The organism is Spirosoma aerolatum, from assembly GCF_002056795.1.
In the GTDB taxonomy this organism is placed as follows: Bacteria; Bacteroidota; Bacteroidia; order Cytophagales; family Spirosomataceae; genus Spirosoma; species Spirosoma aerolatum.
The window spans coordinates 7583920-7602062 of record NZ_CP020104.1 but is presented as its reverse complement, the minus strand read 5'-3'; the positions used below and the strand labels follow the sequence as shown (position 1 = coordinate 7602062).

Sequence of the window (18143 nt, the reverse complement as noted above, 5' to 3'; positions counted from 1 at the left end):
CCCTGCGATAGCGATCTACTTACTTTTTTAGGATTCCTTTTTCAACGCTGTCATTGATTAGTTGCTCGGCGTATTGCCAGATTTGCGTAGACCCCTGTTCGATTACATTCTTCTTGGCATACACCTGATCATAACGTACACCAAATTCAGCCCAGGTACCACCTTGATTCGAGGTATTCTGCAATAGGGGTTCGAGTCGGTCCATGGCTCGGGCAAACTTGGCTTCGTTTGTTTGGCGTTCTTCAAACTCTTCCCAAATGGCGATCAATTCAGAAGCCTGCCCAGCAGGCAATAAGCCAAAGATTCGCTTAGCGGCCTCCCGCTCTTCAGCCGTATTATCATGGTTTTTTTGGGTGTCATAAATAAACGTATCTCCAGCGTCTATTTCGACAAGATCATGAATCAGCAACATCTTGATAACCTTGAGCAGATCAATCGGAAAATTAGCGTGCTCGGCCAAAACGATGGCCATTAAGGCCAGATGCCAACTGTGCTCGGCGTCGTTCTCATTCCGCTCACTGTTCAATAGCTTTGTTTTGCGAAGGATGTACTTAAGCTTATCCACTTCCTTTATGAACTCAATCTGCCTCAAAAGATTCGTCGCTTCCATTGGTTTATGTTTAATGACGAGGCAAAATTGACAGGTAAGCCGATAAGCGCAATTGCCAATTGGCAAGAAATGCACTTACTGGATATTTTTTCGGATACGGCTAAGCGAGGAAGGCGTAATGCCTAAATAGGAAGCCAGCATATTGAGCGGAACCCGATTGGCCAGCCCTGGGTAATGGTCAAGAAAAGTCAGGTATCTTTTTTGGGCATCCTGCACCAGCATGTTGCTGGTAACCTTCAACTTATTTTCCAGTACATAGGATGTTATCTTAACGAACATATCGTGCCAGCCAGGAATGAGGGCGGAAAGCTGGGTAAAGTCTTCTTTAGAAAACACCAGAAGCTGGCAATCCGTAATGGCTTCAATGTACTCGGTGGACGGAATTTCATCCCGAAAACTAGTCACGTCGACAACAAACCGGTTTTCATACACAAAGTATCGTGTGAAACTGTCGCCTTGTGTATCATAATAACAGGCCCTAAAAATCCCGTCGGTTACGTAGCCAATGTGAGTAGAGATTTTGCCAGCTTCGGCAAAGTAAGCCCCTTTAGCAATACGCCTGTGTTTAGCCTTTGTCAGAATTAACGCCCGCTGTTGCGCGTTAAAGTGCCCAAACTGAAGCAAATAGGCGATGAGTTCTTCCATTACAATTCAGTCATGTACCTACAAGGACTGCCGAGTTTAAGAGCATCGTAAATTGGCAACTAGCGTTAATTAACGGAATTACCCGATCAGAAGCAAATCCTAAACAGGTTCTAAGCTTCTCAATGATCGATTTGGGATTCAGCCACAGGGCAGTTGCTCCTTTGCGGGTACATACGGCCACTTTTGCGGTAAGTTAATCAACATCCACCCAACGAACTTTTGTGGTTGATTCAGGGCGGGGATTTATGGGGTAAAGGTAGCGGTCGGAAATTGGTTGATCTAGGGTGGTAACCAGGTCTACCTGGAATATTTACAGCTAATTTCTCAAGCTCCACTTTAAAGTTCCATCCTATGCTGGTGTCTTGTACATGCCCTTCCCCCTTTTAGGTTTAATTCGCCTAACTAACGTTTGATAAAGGGTCAAATCCTGGAAAACACAACGTCCCCCACGACTTTTGGAGCTGATCTGTAATAGGGCGGTTGTAAAAAGAAAAAGCCCTGACGCTGCAGGGCTTTTTAAAAGAGGGTGAAAGACGGGGCTCGAACCCGCGACCTTCGGAACCACAATCCGACGCTCTAACCGACTGAGCTACATCCACCGTTTTGGAAGTGCAAAAATAATGAATAATGAATAATGTACAATGGGTAATGATGTAATTAGCGGTAATTATTCATCAACCATTGTACATTATTCATTAATTAAGCTTGCTTACCTTGCTGGAAACGCTTTTCGGCCGCATCCCAGTCAATAACGTTAAAGTAAGCAGCAATATAGTCGGGTCGGCGGTTTTGGTATTTGAGGTAGTACGCGTGTTCCCAAACGTCGAGACCGATTATGGGGAAACCTTTCACTTCAGCGATGTCCATAAGTGGGTTATCCTGATTTGGCGTTGAGGTAACAGCCAGACTTCCTTCGGGGGTAACAATCAACCAGGCCCAGCCTGAACCAAATCGAGTTGTAGCCGCTTTGGTAAATTCATCTTTAAAAGCATCGAACGAACCAAACTTCTCATTGATTGCATCGGCTAATGCACCTTTAGGCTGGCCACCACCATTACCAGAAATTGTATTCCAGAACATGGTGTGGTTGTAATGACCACCACCATTATTACGAACAGCAATTGGCGCTTTGCTAACAGAAGCCAGCAGATCTTCGATGGATTTATTCTCCAGATCGGTACCAGCAATAGCATTATTCAGATTCGTCACGTACGCATTATGGTGCTTGCCGTGATGAATTTCCATGGTTTGCTTGTCGATATTGGGTTCGAGCGAATCACTTGGGTAGGGAAGCGGGTCTAATACAAATGCCATTGTATTGATAAGTTAGAATGAAAGATTACTCGGTTGGGTTAACAAGCCTGTGTTAAATTATGTTCTTAGACGATTAAAAAACTTTGCCAGTAAGGCCTGACTTTCTTCGGCAAGTATGCCTGTTTCGAGCCGGGTTTTGGGGTGCAAAAGAGAGGGGTGGATACGGCTGTAGCCTCGTTTAGGATCACTGGCACCAATAACAAGCCGGCTAAGCTGCGCCCAGAATAAAGCGCCTGCGCACATTACGCAGGGTTCCAGGGTAACGTATAATGTGCAGTCGGTCAGGTATTTGCTGCCTAAATAATGCTCGGCAGCTGTAATGGCCATTAGCTCAGCATGAGCCGTTACATCATTCAACTGCTCGGTTTGATTGCGTGATTTGGCAATAATTCGATTTCGACAAACCACTACTGCTCCAACCGGAATTTCTCCCGATTCGGCCGCTTCTTCCGCCAGCCCCAGCGCAATTTCCATGAAATACTCGTCGGGCATGTTCGTCGATAGTAGCTACGTGTGAGTCAAAGCCGTTAAAGTGTATTTACCAACGACTATGACTCACACGTAGCTACCTAGTTTACTGTTTCAGAACTTTTCGGACAGTTTGTCGATCACCAACCTGTATGCGGAGGAAGTACAACCCATTTGGCTGTGAACTTAAGTTAAGCTCATTCACCTTCGCTCGCGTTGTTTGTTGTAAGATGGGTTGGCCATTGGCATCGATGAGCGATAAAATAGCCGGGTTCTGCGTCAGCGGTAAGTCGAGTTCTACCGTCAATCGGGTTTCGGTCGGTACAGGATAAGTTTTGACCAGCGGATCGAGCGGGTTATCTTCTACACCCAGTAAGGGGAGTATCGTTATGGTTGCGGTGCCAGAAACGGGTCCGCTCCCGCAGAAGTTAGTCACTTTAGTTAACTGATACGTTGTGTTTCGGGTCGGCCGTACTTCAACGAGTAATGGATTTGTACTGGTCGTAAGTGAATAGTTTTTAAGGCTATCGGCATAGGTGGCTGTCCAGGGCCCATCTCCGCCGAATGTCAATGTCAGATTGGCGGGTGAGCCTTCGTAGATGTTTTGTGTGCCAGTCAGCGTAGCACTGGCCAGCGATCGTACGGTAAGTTGAGTAGGGCTATTGCTACCCGTAATACCAATCTCCGGATTGTCGGCATTGACGCGAACAAAATATTGACCACCGGGTAAGTTGGTTGGTAGCGTACCTGTAATAGGCGAACCGGTTGATGTGTTCGGTATGGCATATTTTTTACTTGTATCGGCAGCACTGACCACTTCCAGACGGAATGCATTGCCCGAGTTAAATTGACCATTAGTTGTAAACGGTACGGTAATCGGAGTACCCGAGCAAACCGTCGACGATGCAAACGAACTGGTCGAAACCGTTGGTACCCGTACATTGATCTGGGCAGTAGACGGATTGCCGGGCAACCCAAGCCCGCAGGTATTCGATACGGTTACGATCTGATAAATTGTATTGCCACGCGGGAGTACCGAAATCGTGGTGTCGGTGGAGCGCGAAGTGCCTGTATACCCACCTGTAAGCGTATAGCTAAATGGCCCAACACTCGTAAACTTCAGATTTAAGGGAGCCCTTTGACCTAAATTGACGGTGGTGGTTGGGGCCGTCAGTGCAAGTGTGGGTGGAGCGCTAACCAGCACGCGAACCGTGGTACGCGCGCTATAGCAACCATACGATGCAATCTGATAAACGTAGAAGGCATCGCCTTTTGGGTCTGTGCTTGGCGTAAACGTAAAGGGGACGGCCACATCGAATACGCGTCCGTAGGGATCAACCCATTTCAACTTACTGCCAGCTTCGCCGGTTGCTTCGAGCGGAGCAGGTTGGTCATTAAGGCAGTAGCTCACCAGGGCTTTGGCTGTAGGCGGTGGTGGGCTCACAATCAATACGTTGATTCTTGCTCTACTGCTTTCGCAGCCGTCAACAGTTTGGCTGACATCATAGTTTTGCGTACCCCCCTTGTCGATAGATGGGGTTGGTGCACTCGAATATTGATTCCCGTCGGGGTTATACCAGCGCAGGTTTTGTCCACTGGCTCGTGAGCTTAAATCCTGTACATTTTGCGCGGGCTGGTCTTGCTGTGCCTGACAGTAGGTGATATCTGATACGGATGGAGCGCCCGGAAGAGGTTTAATCGTGACTGTAATGGTCGCTTTGGGGCCTTCACAATTCTCATTGGATGTTTGTGACACTTTATAGGTTTGTGTACCTACTACATCTGTGCCAGGCTTTGGTGCGTTTCCGCCTAACGAATTGTCGGAAGCGTCGTACCATTTCAGGTTTGATCCCGCAGCGCTCAACGGTTGTGCCTGACTCTTGTTGCAATAGCTAACTGAGTTTACTCCCGGAGCTCCCGGTGTGCTTTTTACACGCACCGACAGGCTGGCGCGAGGCCCCTCGCAGCCATTTAGCGTTTGGCTGACGTAATATACCGTAATACCTGGGCTGGAATTTGAAAGGGTAGGAGCGTTTGGAGAAGCAGTACCGCCGTTAGACGACGTACCGTACCAATTTGGGGTAGCCGTATTCACTAAAGTGGCTGTTAGTGTTGGGGCATTGGTACCCTGACAAAAGTCAATATTTGATGTTCCCGGTGCATCAGGCGTATCTTTTACCTGAACCGGAATCCCGATCCGTTCGCTTTCGCAACTGTTTACGGTCTGGGTTACATAATAGGTTTTTGTCCCGATGGCACTGGCGTCGGTGCTGGGTACAGTCGGATTTGATGAAGAAGTTCCTCCCGACGCATTCGTTCCATACCATTTCAGACTTGTTCCGGTAGCCGACAACGCAGCCGCTGTAGTACCTTCGCAATACGCTCCCGGCGGAAAGATCGTTGGAGCAGCAGGTACCGCGTTGACTGTGAACGTAATCGAGGCACGGGGCCCTTCGCAGTTATTGACCGACTGGCTCACGTAATACGTTGTTGAGCCTGTAGTAGAGGTAGCCAAAGCGGGAGCATCACTCGTGGCTGTACCGCCCGAAGCCGAAGTGCCATACCAGTTTAATGAGCCCCCTGCCGATGCGGAGGCTGATAAGCTATAGCCTGTGCGATTCTGACAGGCAAGAAGTGGACTGGATACACTTGGAGCCCCAGGAGTTGGCTTCGTAGTAACCGAAATACTGGCTCTTGAGCTTTCACAGCCATTCAGTGTCTGACTCACATAATAATTTGTCGTTCCAGCCGATCCAGTACCCGGTATAGGGGCTACAGACGAAGCTGTTCCTCCTGATGCATTCGTGCCGTACCAATTTAACGACGCCCCTGTTGATGCAGTAGCTTCTAATTTAGAAGCTGTCTGGTTTTGGCAGTACTGAGAAGGAATGGTAGTTGCGGGCGCATCTGGTGATGATTTTGTCGTAACTGTAATAGCTGTTCTTGCACTTTCGCAGCCATTAACCGTTTGGCTCACATAATAGGTTATAGGACCTGGATTAGATGTTGATGGAATGGTTGCGGTATTTGTGCTACTGCCACCTGTAGACGCTGTCCCATACCATTTAAGGTTTGAGCCAGAAGCTGTTAAAGCCGGAGCACTTATCCCTTGGCAATACGATAGCGAAGGCGTTGCGGTTGGGGCTGCTGGAACAGGATTGGCAACATAGTCAACCTGTACAAGATCGCTGGTACAGGTATTCCCATTTAGTTGACTGACATAATATGTTCCACTGGCCGTAGGCGAAGGAGCTGAAATGGCCTGTTTACTCTGATTGTACCAGGCAAGGCTGACACCACCTGTGGTAAGTGTTGCCGTTAAGGGTGTTGGTGTCCCGGCACAACCATTTTGGGTTGAAGAAACGGTAGGTTTATTCGCTGAATTAACCGTAAAGGCACTACTTTCCTTCGATTGAACGGGCGTGCCCGTACTTGAAAGAACCCGGATTTTATAATTGGTACTGGTTGGAGACGAAGCTGGTATGGTGACTTTAACCGATGTCCCTGTTCGGCTTGAAATCGTCGTTAGGGAAGTAGGATAGGCATTTCCTGTTACGTCGGATAATGAAATGGTGAATGTATTCCCGGTCGCAAATGTATTACTGGTTACAAATGTGACTGTAAGATCTAGACCGGGGCATACGCTAGGATTTGATAACGCAACGCTTGTGATTGTCTGCGCAGAGACTCGATTGACCAGGCCAGCAAGGCCCAGCAAGGCTAGGAGATAGGAGTAAAAGATACGGCCCTTCATAAAAATTTGAGCAACTAAGCTTGTATGGGTTCTAAAGTTAACGCATTTATGCTCAATCTTCAGCCTGAAGAAAGCTAGGATCGGGCTTTATAAGCAGCGTAGATAGCTTCTAATATAGGGCAAGGTTCTTTAAATCAGTGGGTTAGTTCTTAGAAGACTAGTGGTAATAAGCAAAAAATCATATGTATGGGAAACCCGTAGCAATAAGAATGCCACTTCTGAGAAGAAGTGGCATTGCCTAATTTCATAATCCCTAAAATGGAGACGAGCGCTACCGTTCAATCAAGAAGTAGCTATTGAATGGCGTTGTAGATGACCTCATGAATTCGCCGTCGAAGTTTTGTGGTATTAATCGAATTGTTTCCGGCTGTTGGGTAAATTCGGTTCGACAGAAAAACAAAGATTAATTCTTCGTCGGGATCAACCCAAACTACATTGCCAGTGAAACCCGTATGACCAAATGATCGGGGCGATACCTGAGAAGCCATATATACACTGCTTGGACTTTCGGCATTCGGCTTATCCCAACCCAGCGCCCGGTGGCTGCGGTTGCTCAACGTTTGGGTAAAGTAGGGCACCGTCATCGGATTCAAGATACGCTGTTCGCCATACACACCTTTTTGAAGGTTCATCTGTAACAGCGTGGCAATATCGTGGGCATTCCCAAACAAACCCGCATGGCCCGAAACTCCACCCTGTACGGCTGCCATCTGATCATGTACGGTGCCAACAAGCAGTTGATTCCGGTAATAGGTATCCTGTTCAGTAGGAGCGCACTGCGGATGGGGTAAACGTTGGAGGGGCGTAAAGCCAAGCTGGTGCAGGCCCAGCGGCTTATAGACGTTTTCGGTCACAAACTTGTCCAATGGCTGTTTGCTAACCCGCTCAACAATCTTTTGCAGCGTCAGGAAGTTCAAATCACTATATACATAGGCGGGCCGACCTGCCTCGTCAGTCTTTTTCGACATGGGCGACTGTACCACCCATTTCCAGACGGAGTCTTTCAGAGCAGGTACTCCCCAAAGGGTTGGCGCAATTTGTAATGTATGCAGGCTGTCCTGAGTGGCTGAGTAATATTCGGCTTTTAAACCACCGCGTGGATTACGGGTACGATCCCAGGTCGTGGGGTAGAAAGACACCATTCCCGACTGATGCCAGAGCAGGTCCTGAAGGGTGATGTTTTGCTTGTTGGTGTTACGTAGCTCCGGTAAGTAAAACGAAGCTTTCTGGTTCAGATCAATTTGTTTGCGATCGTAAAGGACCATTACCGACTGCAACGTGGCCAGCACTTTGGTAAGCGATGCCAGATCATACAGGGTTTCGTCGGTTACTTTTTCGGCTCCGGCGGCATAGGTCAACGCACCGAAGTTTTTGCTGTAAACAACTTTCCCTTTTCGGGCAACCAGAATTTCGCAGCCAGGCACCACATGATTTTTAACGGCACTTTGGGCTATGGCATCAATCTGGTTCAGAACCGCTGTTTTCATACCGACACTTTCAGGCGCTCCGGCTGAAAGCCGACCTTCGGGATTGGTACTCATACCCACGCCCACTTTCATATCGTCGTGCGATGTCGAAACGGGTAGCCTACCACGGGCTCCTAACCCACCAAACAGAACCTGCGGCACCACTTGCTCCATGGCGTCCATCTCCTGATATGCACAAACCAGCGCATCGGCTATGGCAAACTGCGGTAGACTATAGGGCGATCCAAATGCCGTTACAATCACTTTCAGGCCGCGTTGTTTCAGGCGGGTAATCAAATCAATGGAAGGCTTGGTAATACCATACTTCCGGGCCGACGATTCACTCATCCGGTGAAAACTAACAACCACCGTATTCGCGTCGCCTACCTGAGCCAGTATGTTGTTGACATCGGTTTCCGAAACGGGTTTGTCGGGGTAGGTGAGGGTTTGAAAAGGTGCGTACTGGTTTAGCGTCTTTTGGAACACGTTGCCCGATTCGGCCCCAATAGCGATCGAGGCCAGCCGTAGCGTGTCCAGGCGGCTCAGCGGAAGCAGGTTGTTCCGGTCATCGGCTATGGTTACAGCCTGTTCGCAAAGTTCCTGTTTGAGACGTTTCGATTCGGGCGAATTCAGGTCAGCAGCCAGGCCTGACAGGTTGATGGGCTTGTAATTGTTCAGGCCAACCCAGTATTTTGCCCGAAGAATTTTGCGGACTTTTTCGTCGATAAATTCCTGGGTAATAACACCCTGCTGAATCGCATTCAGGATATTCTGCGTGGCTTCGCGGACGTTTTCAGGATACAGCAAAATATCGTTACCGGCCATCAGTGCCCGCAGGTTCACGTCCATAGCTTTCGGGGACCGACTGATTCCACCCATGTTTAGCGCATCGGTAAATACCAACCCCCGGAAACCCAATTCTTTCTTGAGCAGATCGGTCACAATTTTTTCCGACAGGGTTGCGGCCAGAGCAGGCGTGTTATCGATACTTGGCACATGCAGATGGCCCGTTACAACGCCCATCAAACTATCGGCAATGAGTTTGCGGAAAGGATACAGATCAATGTCGCGCATCACTTCCGTTGATCGGCTGACCGTAGGCAGGCTATGGTGCGAATCGACATTTGTATCGCCATGACCGGGAAAATGCTTGGCGGTAGCAATGATGTGCGTTTGCTGTAAGCCACGCATGTAGGCCGATGCCTTCAGCGCTACGTTTTCTTTCGACTCCCCAAACGAACGAACGCCAATAACCGGATTCGCTGGATTGCTGTTGATGTCGGATACAGGGGCAAAATTGATGTGGATGCCCAGCCGTTGGCACTGACGCCCAATTTCGGCACCCATTCGATAAATCAAATCGTTGTTTCGAATAGCCCCCAGCGCCATTTGCTTAGGAAAGTCCATGGTACTATCCAGGCGCATGCCCAGGCCCCACTCACCGTCTATACCAATCAGCAGAGGAACTTTCGACAACGCCTGATACCGATTGGTCAGCACTGCCTGCCGATAGGGACCTCCCTGAAAGAAAATAAGACCACCAACGTGATTGTTCTGGATGAGGTGTTCAATATATTGATAATGATTTTCATGGCGATTGGAGAATGTAGCGACCATGAAGAACTGCCCAATCTTCTGTTCAGGAGTTAATGTCTGAAATACACTATCTACCCAACGTTGACCGCTGTCGGCCAGTGTAAACACATCAACGGGATTAGCGGCAGGGCGGAACGTGAAAACGGAGGACGAGACTGGGGCCGATGGCGTACGGACTGGCGTTACAGTTTTTCGGATAGCCGCTTTTTTGGCGCTGGCTCTATGCGAATGTGAAGCCCGATGGTGGGCTGCCCGACGCCACAAATTACGACCTGGTTTGGTTAAGCCAAACGCTGAAAACAAACTCACGAACAGGAGTCCGACGAGTAATAGGGGTCGTAGAACGGTGTTCTGCATAGGTAAACGACTGTAAACTAATTAGGTCAGTTATCGGCAAGGTAAGGCTAAACCATAAAAATAGGCAAAGCCCGTCGAAAACTATAGCTTATCTCCAAATTATCTAAGTTTTTAACGAAAAAATGTAGGTTATTTGTTTTTCGTACTGGATTAATACAAAATTAAAATTAGGAACGGCCAGTTGCAGGCTTAGTAAAATGCTAACTGACAGGATTTTATCGATTGAATGGTAGTAGGTATATACGTATAGATTTAAAACAACAGTTGTGCCAGATGCCTCAAATTAGCCAGCGGTTTTTAAACTAGTTTTCGGGCCGAATAGAAAGTAGGCAGTCAGGTTAAAAGGAGCGAAAAAGATGTTGCCTGACATAGAAGGAATAAGCCGCAGAGAACCGGAGTGAGGGTAACTGAAACGAAAGAAAAAACAAAAACCCAGAACGGGCTGGGTGCATAGTAAATGAAGCGTAAAGACAATTCCTAGCGGGATTGTAATGGATTAGCCCGCGACAAAGCGACCAGCACCTGTTCGGTCAGAGAGTTTTGAGTTGCCTTAACAGCACGTTGCCAGCTCGTAGCGGGAGGGCATAGTCTCATCTTGGCAACTGATGTCGAAGCCTTTGCACGTAACTGCTTACGCGCAGCAAACATATTGTGTGGATGCCCCATACTAAACGCCTGCCCACTGATACCCACGAATAAGATTGCGATGATGAATAACGACTTCATGGCCTCTGTTTTTATTTACAATACAAAGATATGGGTTTAATTTGGTATCTTGCAATACATAGTACTAAATTTTTTGAAATATTTTTTGCGCGGTGCGAGGATTATGGAGCGTGGAGCAGGGATTGTGCCGCTTACCCCGCTCCACAATCCCTGCTTCGCGCTCCTTGCTCCACGCTATTCATCAACGACAATCCGCTTCACGGCGCCATCCTCATTTTGCGTTACCGTAATGAAGTAAGTACCCTGTGCTTTTTTGCCCAGATCGATCTGGCCGACAAACTCACCTGAAAAATCTTTAATTTCCCGCCGAGCGACTTCTTTTCCTTTTGGATTTGTTACAACAATACTGACATCGCCTTTAGTTGGGGCCGAAAAACGTACGTTCAGTTGATCGCGGTCGGGGTTGTTGGGGAAGGCATCCAGACTCCGAATAGTTGATGGTTTGCCATTTAGGCCACGTGCCCAGCCTTCGAATGGGCGGGCAATCTGATTTTCGAAATCACGGGGGAATTCAAACTTGAACCGGCGCATCTGATCGGCCATTGAATCGGCATTGCGCCGTAGCTGAAATTCCCAATCTTTGCTACCCCAGAAGTCCTGGTTGTTTCGGGGAGTTTGACCACGAAATACATAGGCATCACCGGGAATACGCTTGAGCCCCTGACGCTTCCTCAGCGCGATTTTACTTTCACCAGTATCATCAACGATAATGGTCAACTGGCGCTTGCCACCATCTTTTCGGGAAGCTCTCACCGAGTCGACTAACTTCGTTACGAGCTGGTCGCGTTGATCTTCGCTCATGCCGTCGGTACGATACGTGCGTTCGATTTCCCGAACATCGTCACCATCCCGTTCAATAATTCGAATGCTTACTTCATTGTTGTCGGATTTTGGCGAAGGCGACACCTTCTTTTGAGCAACAGCCGCACCGCTAAAAGCAACTGCCAGGAGTAGTGCAGGAGCGAACCGGGAGAGGGTTAAAACTGTTTTTTTCATAGGGCCTGAAAATTGCAACGAAGGAACGATAAGTTGTAAAACCAATTGATATAGGGCCTGTTAAAGTTTGTTAACGAACCAATGAGTAGTCATCTGGTTCGTACTTTTACTATTGACACGACCTGTTCCTAATAGATATAAAAGCAGGATTAAGGTTGCATGAGCGAGTAAAAAAATGTCGAAACAACGCATACGCTGGATTGTTGCGCTGATGGCCATCGGGCTGTTGGGTCTGGTGGGGCTACAGCTCTACTGGATAGGGAGTGCGCTCCAATTGCAGAAAGAGCAGTTTGCCTATAAAGTTACCGATGCGCTTCAGGAAGTAGTCCGAACGCTGGAACGGCAGGAAATTGCGTATTTGACCAGGCAGCATATGCAGGCCCGTGAACAACAAAGTCGGTTAAAGGCCATTGCCAAAAAAGAAAGTAAGCCAGCCCAGGAAGAGATCGCCACCCATCAAACGTCAGTTGGTAAGTCGGCGCCTTTGGCGCAGGCCAAATCGTTGAAACATACGCCGGGAAAACGGGCTAATACAGACCCAATGCTGTCGGCTGGTATGACCCCAACAGGATCTGTTGTTGTCCAGTCAGATATTTTACACCCGATTGTTCGACCGCTTTCGCCAGAGCAAATGGCAGTTGTTGAGGAGTTTGTTCGGCAGCAGGACGAACTCATGGCGGTTGGTGACTGGCAAACGCAGATGATTCAGCAGCAGAAATTCGACCACTGGGTCGAAAATGTGCTGAGCAATGAACTACTGGCTATTCAGGACTCATTGAATAGAGCTGCCAAAAAACAGTTGCGTCGGGCGCAGAATAAAGTCAAATCAGATCACACAGATCATACGGTAGCTTCAGTCGGCTCCAATGTGGCGACGCGTCCGGCCAGTATGAGTATGAATAAGGCCGAAGAACAGTCGCATCGAATTAAGGATATGCTCAAAGGGTTGCTTATGTCCGATCGCCCGATTGAAGACCGTATCAACCGACTGGCACTCGACACGCTGATCCGTCAGGCGTTGGACGAACGGGGTATAAGTATCCCATTTGCCTATGCCGTTCGGACGGGGCAGCAACCTAAATTCCTGTTTACATCGTTGGGGATGGGCACGCAACAGTTTGATGCCGAAGGGTATAAAGCAGCCTTGTTTCCGAATAACCTGCTCGAAAAGGACAATTATGTTTACGTTTATTTCCCGACACAGCAACAGTTTATTTTAAGTCGGCTGGGATTCACGTTTGGGGCTTCGGTAGTCTTGATTCTGGTCATTCTGGCTTGTTTTTACATTGCCATCAACACCATTATGCGGCAAAAGAAACTGGCCGACATTAAGAATGACTTTATCAACAACATGACCCATGAGTTCAAAACGCCGATCTCGACCATCTCACTGGCCGTCGAAATGGCGCAGGAACAGCTACGGATCGAAGGTCATTCGCAGCCAGCACTAGCTACAGTTCATGAAGTAAGTGAGCCTATTCGTGAAGATGTGCAGGAACGGACCGAACAGCTTGATGCAAGACTGACACGCTACATGGGCATCATCCGCGACGAAACCCGCCGACTTGGCTCCCATGTCGAAAAAGTACTCCAAATGGCCTTGCTTGATCGGGGTGAAATTAAACTTAATCTGTCGTCGGTCAATGTCCACGATGTTATTGAAAAGGTGCTGAATAATTTAAGCCTGCAAATCGAACAGCGTGGGGGCGAAGTTGACCTGAACTTCGATGCTGACCGGGAAGTGGTTGAAGCTGACGAACTGCACCTGACCAACATCGTCTACAACTTATTGGATAATGCCCTGAAATATTCGCCCAATACGCCACATATTACCCTGACAACGCGTAGCCTTCCAGAAGGAGTCAGTATAACAGTTGCGGACCACGGCTTAGGCATGACCAAAGAGCAGACCAGTCGTATTTTTGAGAAATTTTATCGCGTACCAACTGGTAACCTGCACGATGTCAAAGGCTTCGGGCTTGGCCTGAGTTATGTGAAGAAAATAGTTGATCAACACCACGGCCAGATTATGGTCGAAAGCCAGCCGGGCGAAGGCAGTTCATTCGAAGTTATTATACCTTATACATTGAGTGAAAGAGTGAAAGATTGAAAGGGTGTGCTCTCCGGCAAAAAATACGCTCTTTCGCTCTTTCGCTCTTTCGCTCTTTACATCTATGCCAAATATCCTACTTGTTGAAGATGACCCCAATCTGGGGCAGTTAGTACAGGAATACCTGACCATGAAAGGCTATGCCACCGATCGGGCTACCGACGGGAATCAGGGCTTACAGCGATTTATGGCCAGTAATTACGACCTATGCATTTTCGACGTGATGATGCCCAAAAAAGATGGGTTCACTTTGGCGAAGGAAGTCAGAATGGCCAATCGCGACGTGCCCATTATTTTTCTGACGGCCAAATCCATGCAGGAAGATACCATCCAGGGGTTTAAGGTAGGAGCTGATGACTACATCACCAAGCCGTTTAGTATGGAAGAACTGCTTCTACGGATTCAGGCCATTCTTCGTCGGTATCAGCGGTCAACCGATTTAGGTGAGCCAACGGTGTATAAAATCGGCTCATTTTCATTTGATTATCCACATCAGCTGCTTTCCAGGGCCGAAAATGGCTCGTCGGCCAACGACGCCGAATCACAGCCGCAGAAACTAACCAGTAAAGAATCGGAGTTATTAAAATTGCTGGCACAGAACCTCAATCAGCCAGTGAGTCGTAGCTTTGCCCTGAAAATGGTTTGGGGTGATGATTCGTACTTCAATGCCCGAAGCATGGACGTGTACGTGACCAAACTGCGGAAGTACCTTAAGGAAGACCCTTCCGTACAACTGGTAAACGTGCATGGAGAAGGATTTAAATTGATCGTTTAGAAGTTATAGAGTTGCATGGTTGGAACGTTATGAAGTTTCGGATCTCGTCGAGACGGATACTTTCACAAACTCTACAACTTTATAACAGGTATAACTTTACAACTTTGGCAAATTTAATTCGTCGTCCTCGCCGGAATCGCCAGTCTGCTGTGATTCGTGATATGGTGCAGGAAACCCGCTTGTCGGTTACCGATTTTATCCTCCCGCTATTTGTGATGGAGGGTCAGAATGTTCGCTCCGAAGTGGCTTCGATGCCGGGAATCTATCGGCTATCACTCGATTTACTGCTCGAAGAAATTCAGGAGTGCGTCGATCTCGGCATTAAGACATTCGATTTGTTCCCCAATCTGCCCGAATCGAAGAAAGATAAATACGCCACCGAAAGCTATAACCCGGATGGGCTGTATTTGCAGGCGGTTCGTGCTGTTAAGGAGCGGTTCCCGGATGTGATGGTCATGACCGATGTGGCTATGGACCCCTACAGTTCGGATGGGCACGATGGCGTTGTTGAAAATGGCAAAATTCTGAACGACCCTACCCTCGAAGTACTGGGCAAAATGGCGCTGGCACAGGCCCAGGCCGGAGCGAACATTCTCGGGCCATCGGATATGATGGATGGACGCGTAGGGCACATCCGGCAGGTGCTCGACGAAGCTGGCTACCATGATGTCGCCATTATGTCGTATGCTGCCAAATATGCCAGTGCATTTTACGGACCTTTCCGCGATGCGCTCGATTCAGCTCCCAAATTCGGGGATAAGAAAACTTACCAGATGAACCCTGCCAACAGCCGCGAAGCCCTCATTGAAGCGCAGCTGGACTATGATGAAGGAGCGGATTTTCTGATGGTGAAACCTGCTTTGGCGTATCTGGATGTGATCAAATTGCTGAATGATAATTTTCATCTGCCCATTGCGGCCTACAACGTCAGTGGCGAATACGCCATGATTAAGTCGGCGGCCAAGAACGGCTGGCTCGATGGCGAACGGGCCATGATGGAGGTGTTGCTGTCCATCAAACGGGCGGGTGCCAACGTAATTTTAACCTATTTCACTAAAGAAGCCGCCCGACTTTTATGAGTAACCTGCTGATCCGGAACGCCCGATTAGTCAACGAAGGGCAGATGGTAGAAACGGATGTATTAGTTGAAAATGGCTTTATTGCGCAAATCAAATCCGGTTTGTCTGATGCAACAGTCGATCAGGTGATCGACGCGGCCGGGCAGTATCTGTTGCCCGGTGTTATCGACGATCAGGTGCATTTTCGGGAACCCGGCCTTACCCATAAAGCAACCATTGGTTCCGAAGCACGGGCGGCTGTAGCGGGTGGTGTGACCAGTTTTATGGAAATGCCTAACACCGTTCCCAATGCACTAACACAGGAACTACTGGCCGATAAATATGCGATTGCGGCTCAAACATCGCTGGCAAATTACTCCTTTTTTATGGGGGCGTCGAATACCAATCTTGATGAGGTGTTGCGTACCGATCCCCAAACAGTCTGCGGCATAAAAGTATTTATGGGCTCATCGACGGGTAATATGCTGGTCGACAATGAGCAGATTCTGGAAGCACTCTTCCGGCAAAGCCCGATGCTGATTGCCACCCATTGCGAAGATGAAGCTACCGTTCGCGCCAATACGGAACGATACCGGGCTGAATACGGCGACCGCGCTACTGCCGAATTGCATCCACTGATTCGAAATGAGGAAGCTTGTCTGAAGTCGTCATCGCTGGCGGTTGATCTGGCGCGTCGGCACAACGCCCGACTGCATATTCTACACATCTCGACAGCCGATGAACTGGCCTTGTTTGATAACTCAATACCCTTAACCGAAAAGCGGATAACGTCCGAAGTGTGTGTGCATCATCTGTGGTTCGATAGCCGCGATTACGCCCGGCTGGGTAACCTCATCAAATGCAATCCGGCCATTAAAGCACCGCATCATAAGGAAGCGTTACTGACGGCCCTGCTCGATGATCGGCTGGATATTATTGCCACCGACCACGCGCCACATACCTGGGACGAAAAGCAGCAATCGTACTGGCAGGCTCCATCGGGCTTACCGCTGGTGCAGCACCCGCTTCTGCTGATGCTCGATTTTGTGAAACAGGGTAAACTGTCCATCGAAACCGTAGTGCGTAAAATGAGCCATGCCCCAGCCGATTGTTTCCAGATCGACCGACGAGGCTATGTCCGGGAAGGCTACTGGGCCGATTTAGTACTGGTTGATATAAGCCAGCCAACAACGGTGTCAGAATCAGGGCTTTATTACCAGTGTGGCTGGTCGCCGTTGGAGGGGTATATGTTTGGGGCTTCGGTAACACACACAATTGTTTCGGGTGAGCTGGTCTACCAGAATGGCGCCTTCTGCTCTGATCGACCCGGCCAGCGACTGGCGTTTGCGCGATAGGTTTGAAAAAATCCTGAAAAAAATCTTGTGTTGTGTTGTGCGTAAACCCTATCTTTGCAATCCCAACACGGGGAACGCGCTGCCGAAGTGGTGAAATTGGTAGACACGCACGTTTCAGGGGCGTGTGTCTTTACGGACATGCGAGTTCGAGTCTCGCCTTCGGCACATAAACTAGCCGCAATCAATTGTAAATCAGTTGGTTGCGGCTTTTGCTTTTGTACTAGGGGACGGATTTAAACTGAAAATAATAGGATCAAGGTCAAAACGGCTTCTATACAATTTGTGTGGTTTAGCTGTTGAATGATCCGACTGTACGTCGTCAAGTAAAAGTGTACAGATGCGGGTGAAAAGAGAAGAGATGGTTTTAGCCACTCTGGGCTCGCTGAAAAATATGACCACTGCGGTGGGCCGCTTTTCCGGCGTTGAGACAAACTTAGCTGCTTCGTTTTTTGCCGTTCGGCCAAGATCTGATCCTGGCGGCACCAGTAAGCATCGGCTGGCCGTACGTTGTCCAGTGATTCATGGTACCGTTGATGATTATTATAGTCTACACACTCCGTAAGGCGAGTTCTTAGTTCATCCGGACTGTAGTAGTGTTCCAACAACAGAACGTTCTTCATCGAGCGATGGTAACGTTCGATCTTTCCTTGGGTCATAAGATGAAACGGAGCACTGCGAATATGATTGATGCTTTACCCTTTCAGATAATCCTTCAGATACCGAGACACATAAGCCGACCCATTGTCGGACAGCATACGAGGTCGCTGACCACTTTTCAGGCTACTCGCTTTCAGAGCGGCTTGTACGGTTCGCTCCACAGCTGTCGCCTGCATACCAGGACATAGCTGCGTCGGCAGTCCGATCCCAGGCTAAAATATAGCGCGAGTAGTCATCTAACACCGTTGAGAGATAA

Annotated in this window: 13 protein-coding genes and 2 tRNA genes; 5 read left to right on the top strand and 10 right to left on the bottom strand. The window is 48.6% G+C overall.

What is annotated here, in order from left to right:
• Positions 1-19: 19 nt before the first annotated feature.
• From B5M13_RS31670 to B5M13_RS31630, 8 genes are all read right to left on the bottom strand, one after another.
• The gene (locus tag B5M13_RS31670) at positions 20-610 is read right to left on the bottom strand and encodes an HD domain-containing protein (protein WP_080059465.1); all 591 of its coding nucleotides are present in this window, start codon (positions 608-610) and stop codon (positions 20-22) included.
• A gap of 75 nt (positions 611-685) precedes the next feature.
• Positions 686-1255: a Crp/Fnr family transcriptional regulator gene (locus B5M13_RS31665; RefSeq protein WP_080059464.1), complete on the bottom strand. Its 570-nt coding sequence runs from the start codon at positions 1253-1255 to the stop codon at positions 686-688.
• 524 nt (positions 1256-1779) lie between these two features.
• Positions 1780-1855: transfer RNA gene (locus tag B5M13_RS31660), tRNA-His, on the bottom strand.
• A gap of 99 nt (positions 1856-1954) precedes the next feature.
• Positions 1955-2569: a superoxide dismutase gene (locus B5M13_RS31655; protein WP_080059463.1), complete on the bottom strand. Its 615-nt coding sequence runs from the start codon at positions 2567-2569 to the stop codon at positions 1955-1957.
• Positions 2570-2626: 57 nt separating this feature from the next.
• Positions 2627-3061: a nucleoside deaminase gene (locus B5M13_RS31650; protein ID WP_080059462.1), complete on the bottom strand. Its 435-nt coding sequence runs from the start codon at positions 3059-3061 to the stop codon at positions 2627-2629.
• Positions 3062-3143: 82 nt separating this feature from the next.
• The gene (locus B5M13_RS31645; protein ID WP_080059461.1) at positions 3144-6791 is read right to left on the bottom strand and encodes an Ig-like domain-containing protein; all 3648 of its coding nucleotides are present in this window, start codon (positions 6789-6791) and stop codon (positions 3144-3146) included.
• Positions 6792-7084: 293 nt separating this feature from the next.
• Positions 7085-10210 (bottom strand): glycoside hydrolase family 3 N-terminal domain-containing protein, encoded by a 3126-nt coding sequence (locus B5M13_RS31640; RefSeq protein ID WP_080059460.1) that lies wholly within the window; start codon positions 10208-10210, stop codon positions 7085-7087.
• 900 nt (positions 10211-11110) lie between these two features.
• A complete protein-coding gene (locus B5M13_RS31630; protein WP_170061222.1) occupies positions 11111-11932 on the bottom strand; it encodes a T9SS type A sorting domain-containing protein in 822 nt (273 codons plus the stop codon).
• Positions 11933-12107: 175 nt separating this feature from the next.
• Here B5M13_RS31630 and B5M13_RS31625 point away from each other — a divergent pair, with 175 nt between their 5' ends.
• The 5 genes from B5M13_RS31625 (at position 12108) to B5M13_RS31605 (ending at position 17395) form a co-directional block, all read left to right on the top strand.
• Positions 12108-14042, top strand: a complete 1935-nt coding sequence (locus tag B5M13_RS31625) for a sensor histidine kinase (RefSeq protein WP_080059457.1) — start codon at positions 12108-12110, stop codon at positions 14040-14042.
• A 64-nt stretch (positions 14043-14106) separates the two neighbouring features.
• Positions 14107-14817, top strand: a complete 711-nt coding sequence (locus B5M13_RS31620; protein WP_080059456.1) for a response regulator transcription factor — start codon at positions 14107-14109, stop codon at positions 14815-14817.
• Between the two features lie 161 nt (positions 14818-14978).
• Positions 14979-15896 (top strand): porphobilinogen synthase, encoded by a 918-nt coding sequence (gene hemB, locus B5M13_RS31615; protein ID WP_245860117.1) that lies wholly within the window; start codon positions 14979-14981, stop codon positions 15894-15896.
• Positions 15893-17230: a dihydroorotase gene (locus B5M13_RS31610; protein ID WP_080059454.1), complete on the top strand. Its 1338-nt coding sequence runs from the start codon at positions 15893-15895 to the stop codon at positions 17228-17230. Before hemB ends, B5M13_RS31610 begins: the two co-directional genes overlap by 4 nt.
• A gap of 81 nt (positions 17231-17311) precedes the next feature.
• Positions 17312-17395, top strand: a tRNA-Leu gene (locus tag B5M13_RS31605).
• Positions 17396-17463: 68 nt separating this feature from the next.
• On the opposite strand, the gene B5M13_RS34705 is transcribed toward B5M13_RS31605, so the two are convergent.
• Both B5M13_RS34705 and B5M13_RS33665 read right to left on the bottom strand, forming a co-directional pair.
• Positions 17464-17886 (bottom strand): integrase core domain-containing protein, encoded by a 423-nt coding sequence (locus B5M13_RS34705; RefSeq protein WP_080059453.1) that lies wholly within the window; start codon positions 17884-17886, stop codon positions 17464-17466.
• 36 nt (positions 17887-17922) lie between these two features.
• Complete coding sequence (locus B5M13_RS33665; protein ID WP_155297367.1) at positions 17923-18063, bottom strand: hypothetical protein; 141 nt, start codon at positions 18061-18063, stop codon at positions 17923-17925.
• Positions 18064-18143 lie beyond the last annotated feature (80 nt).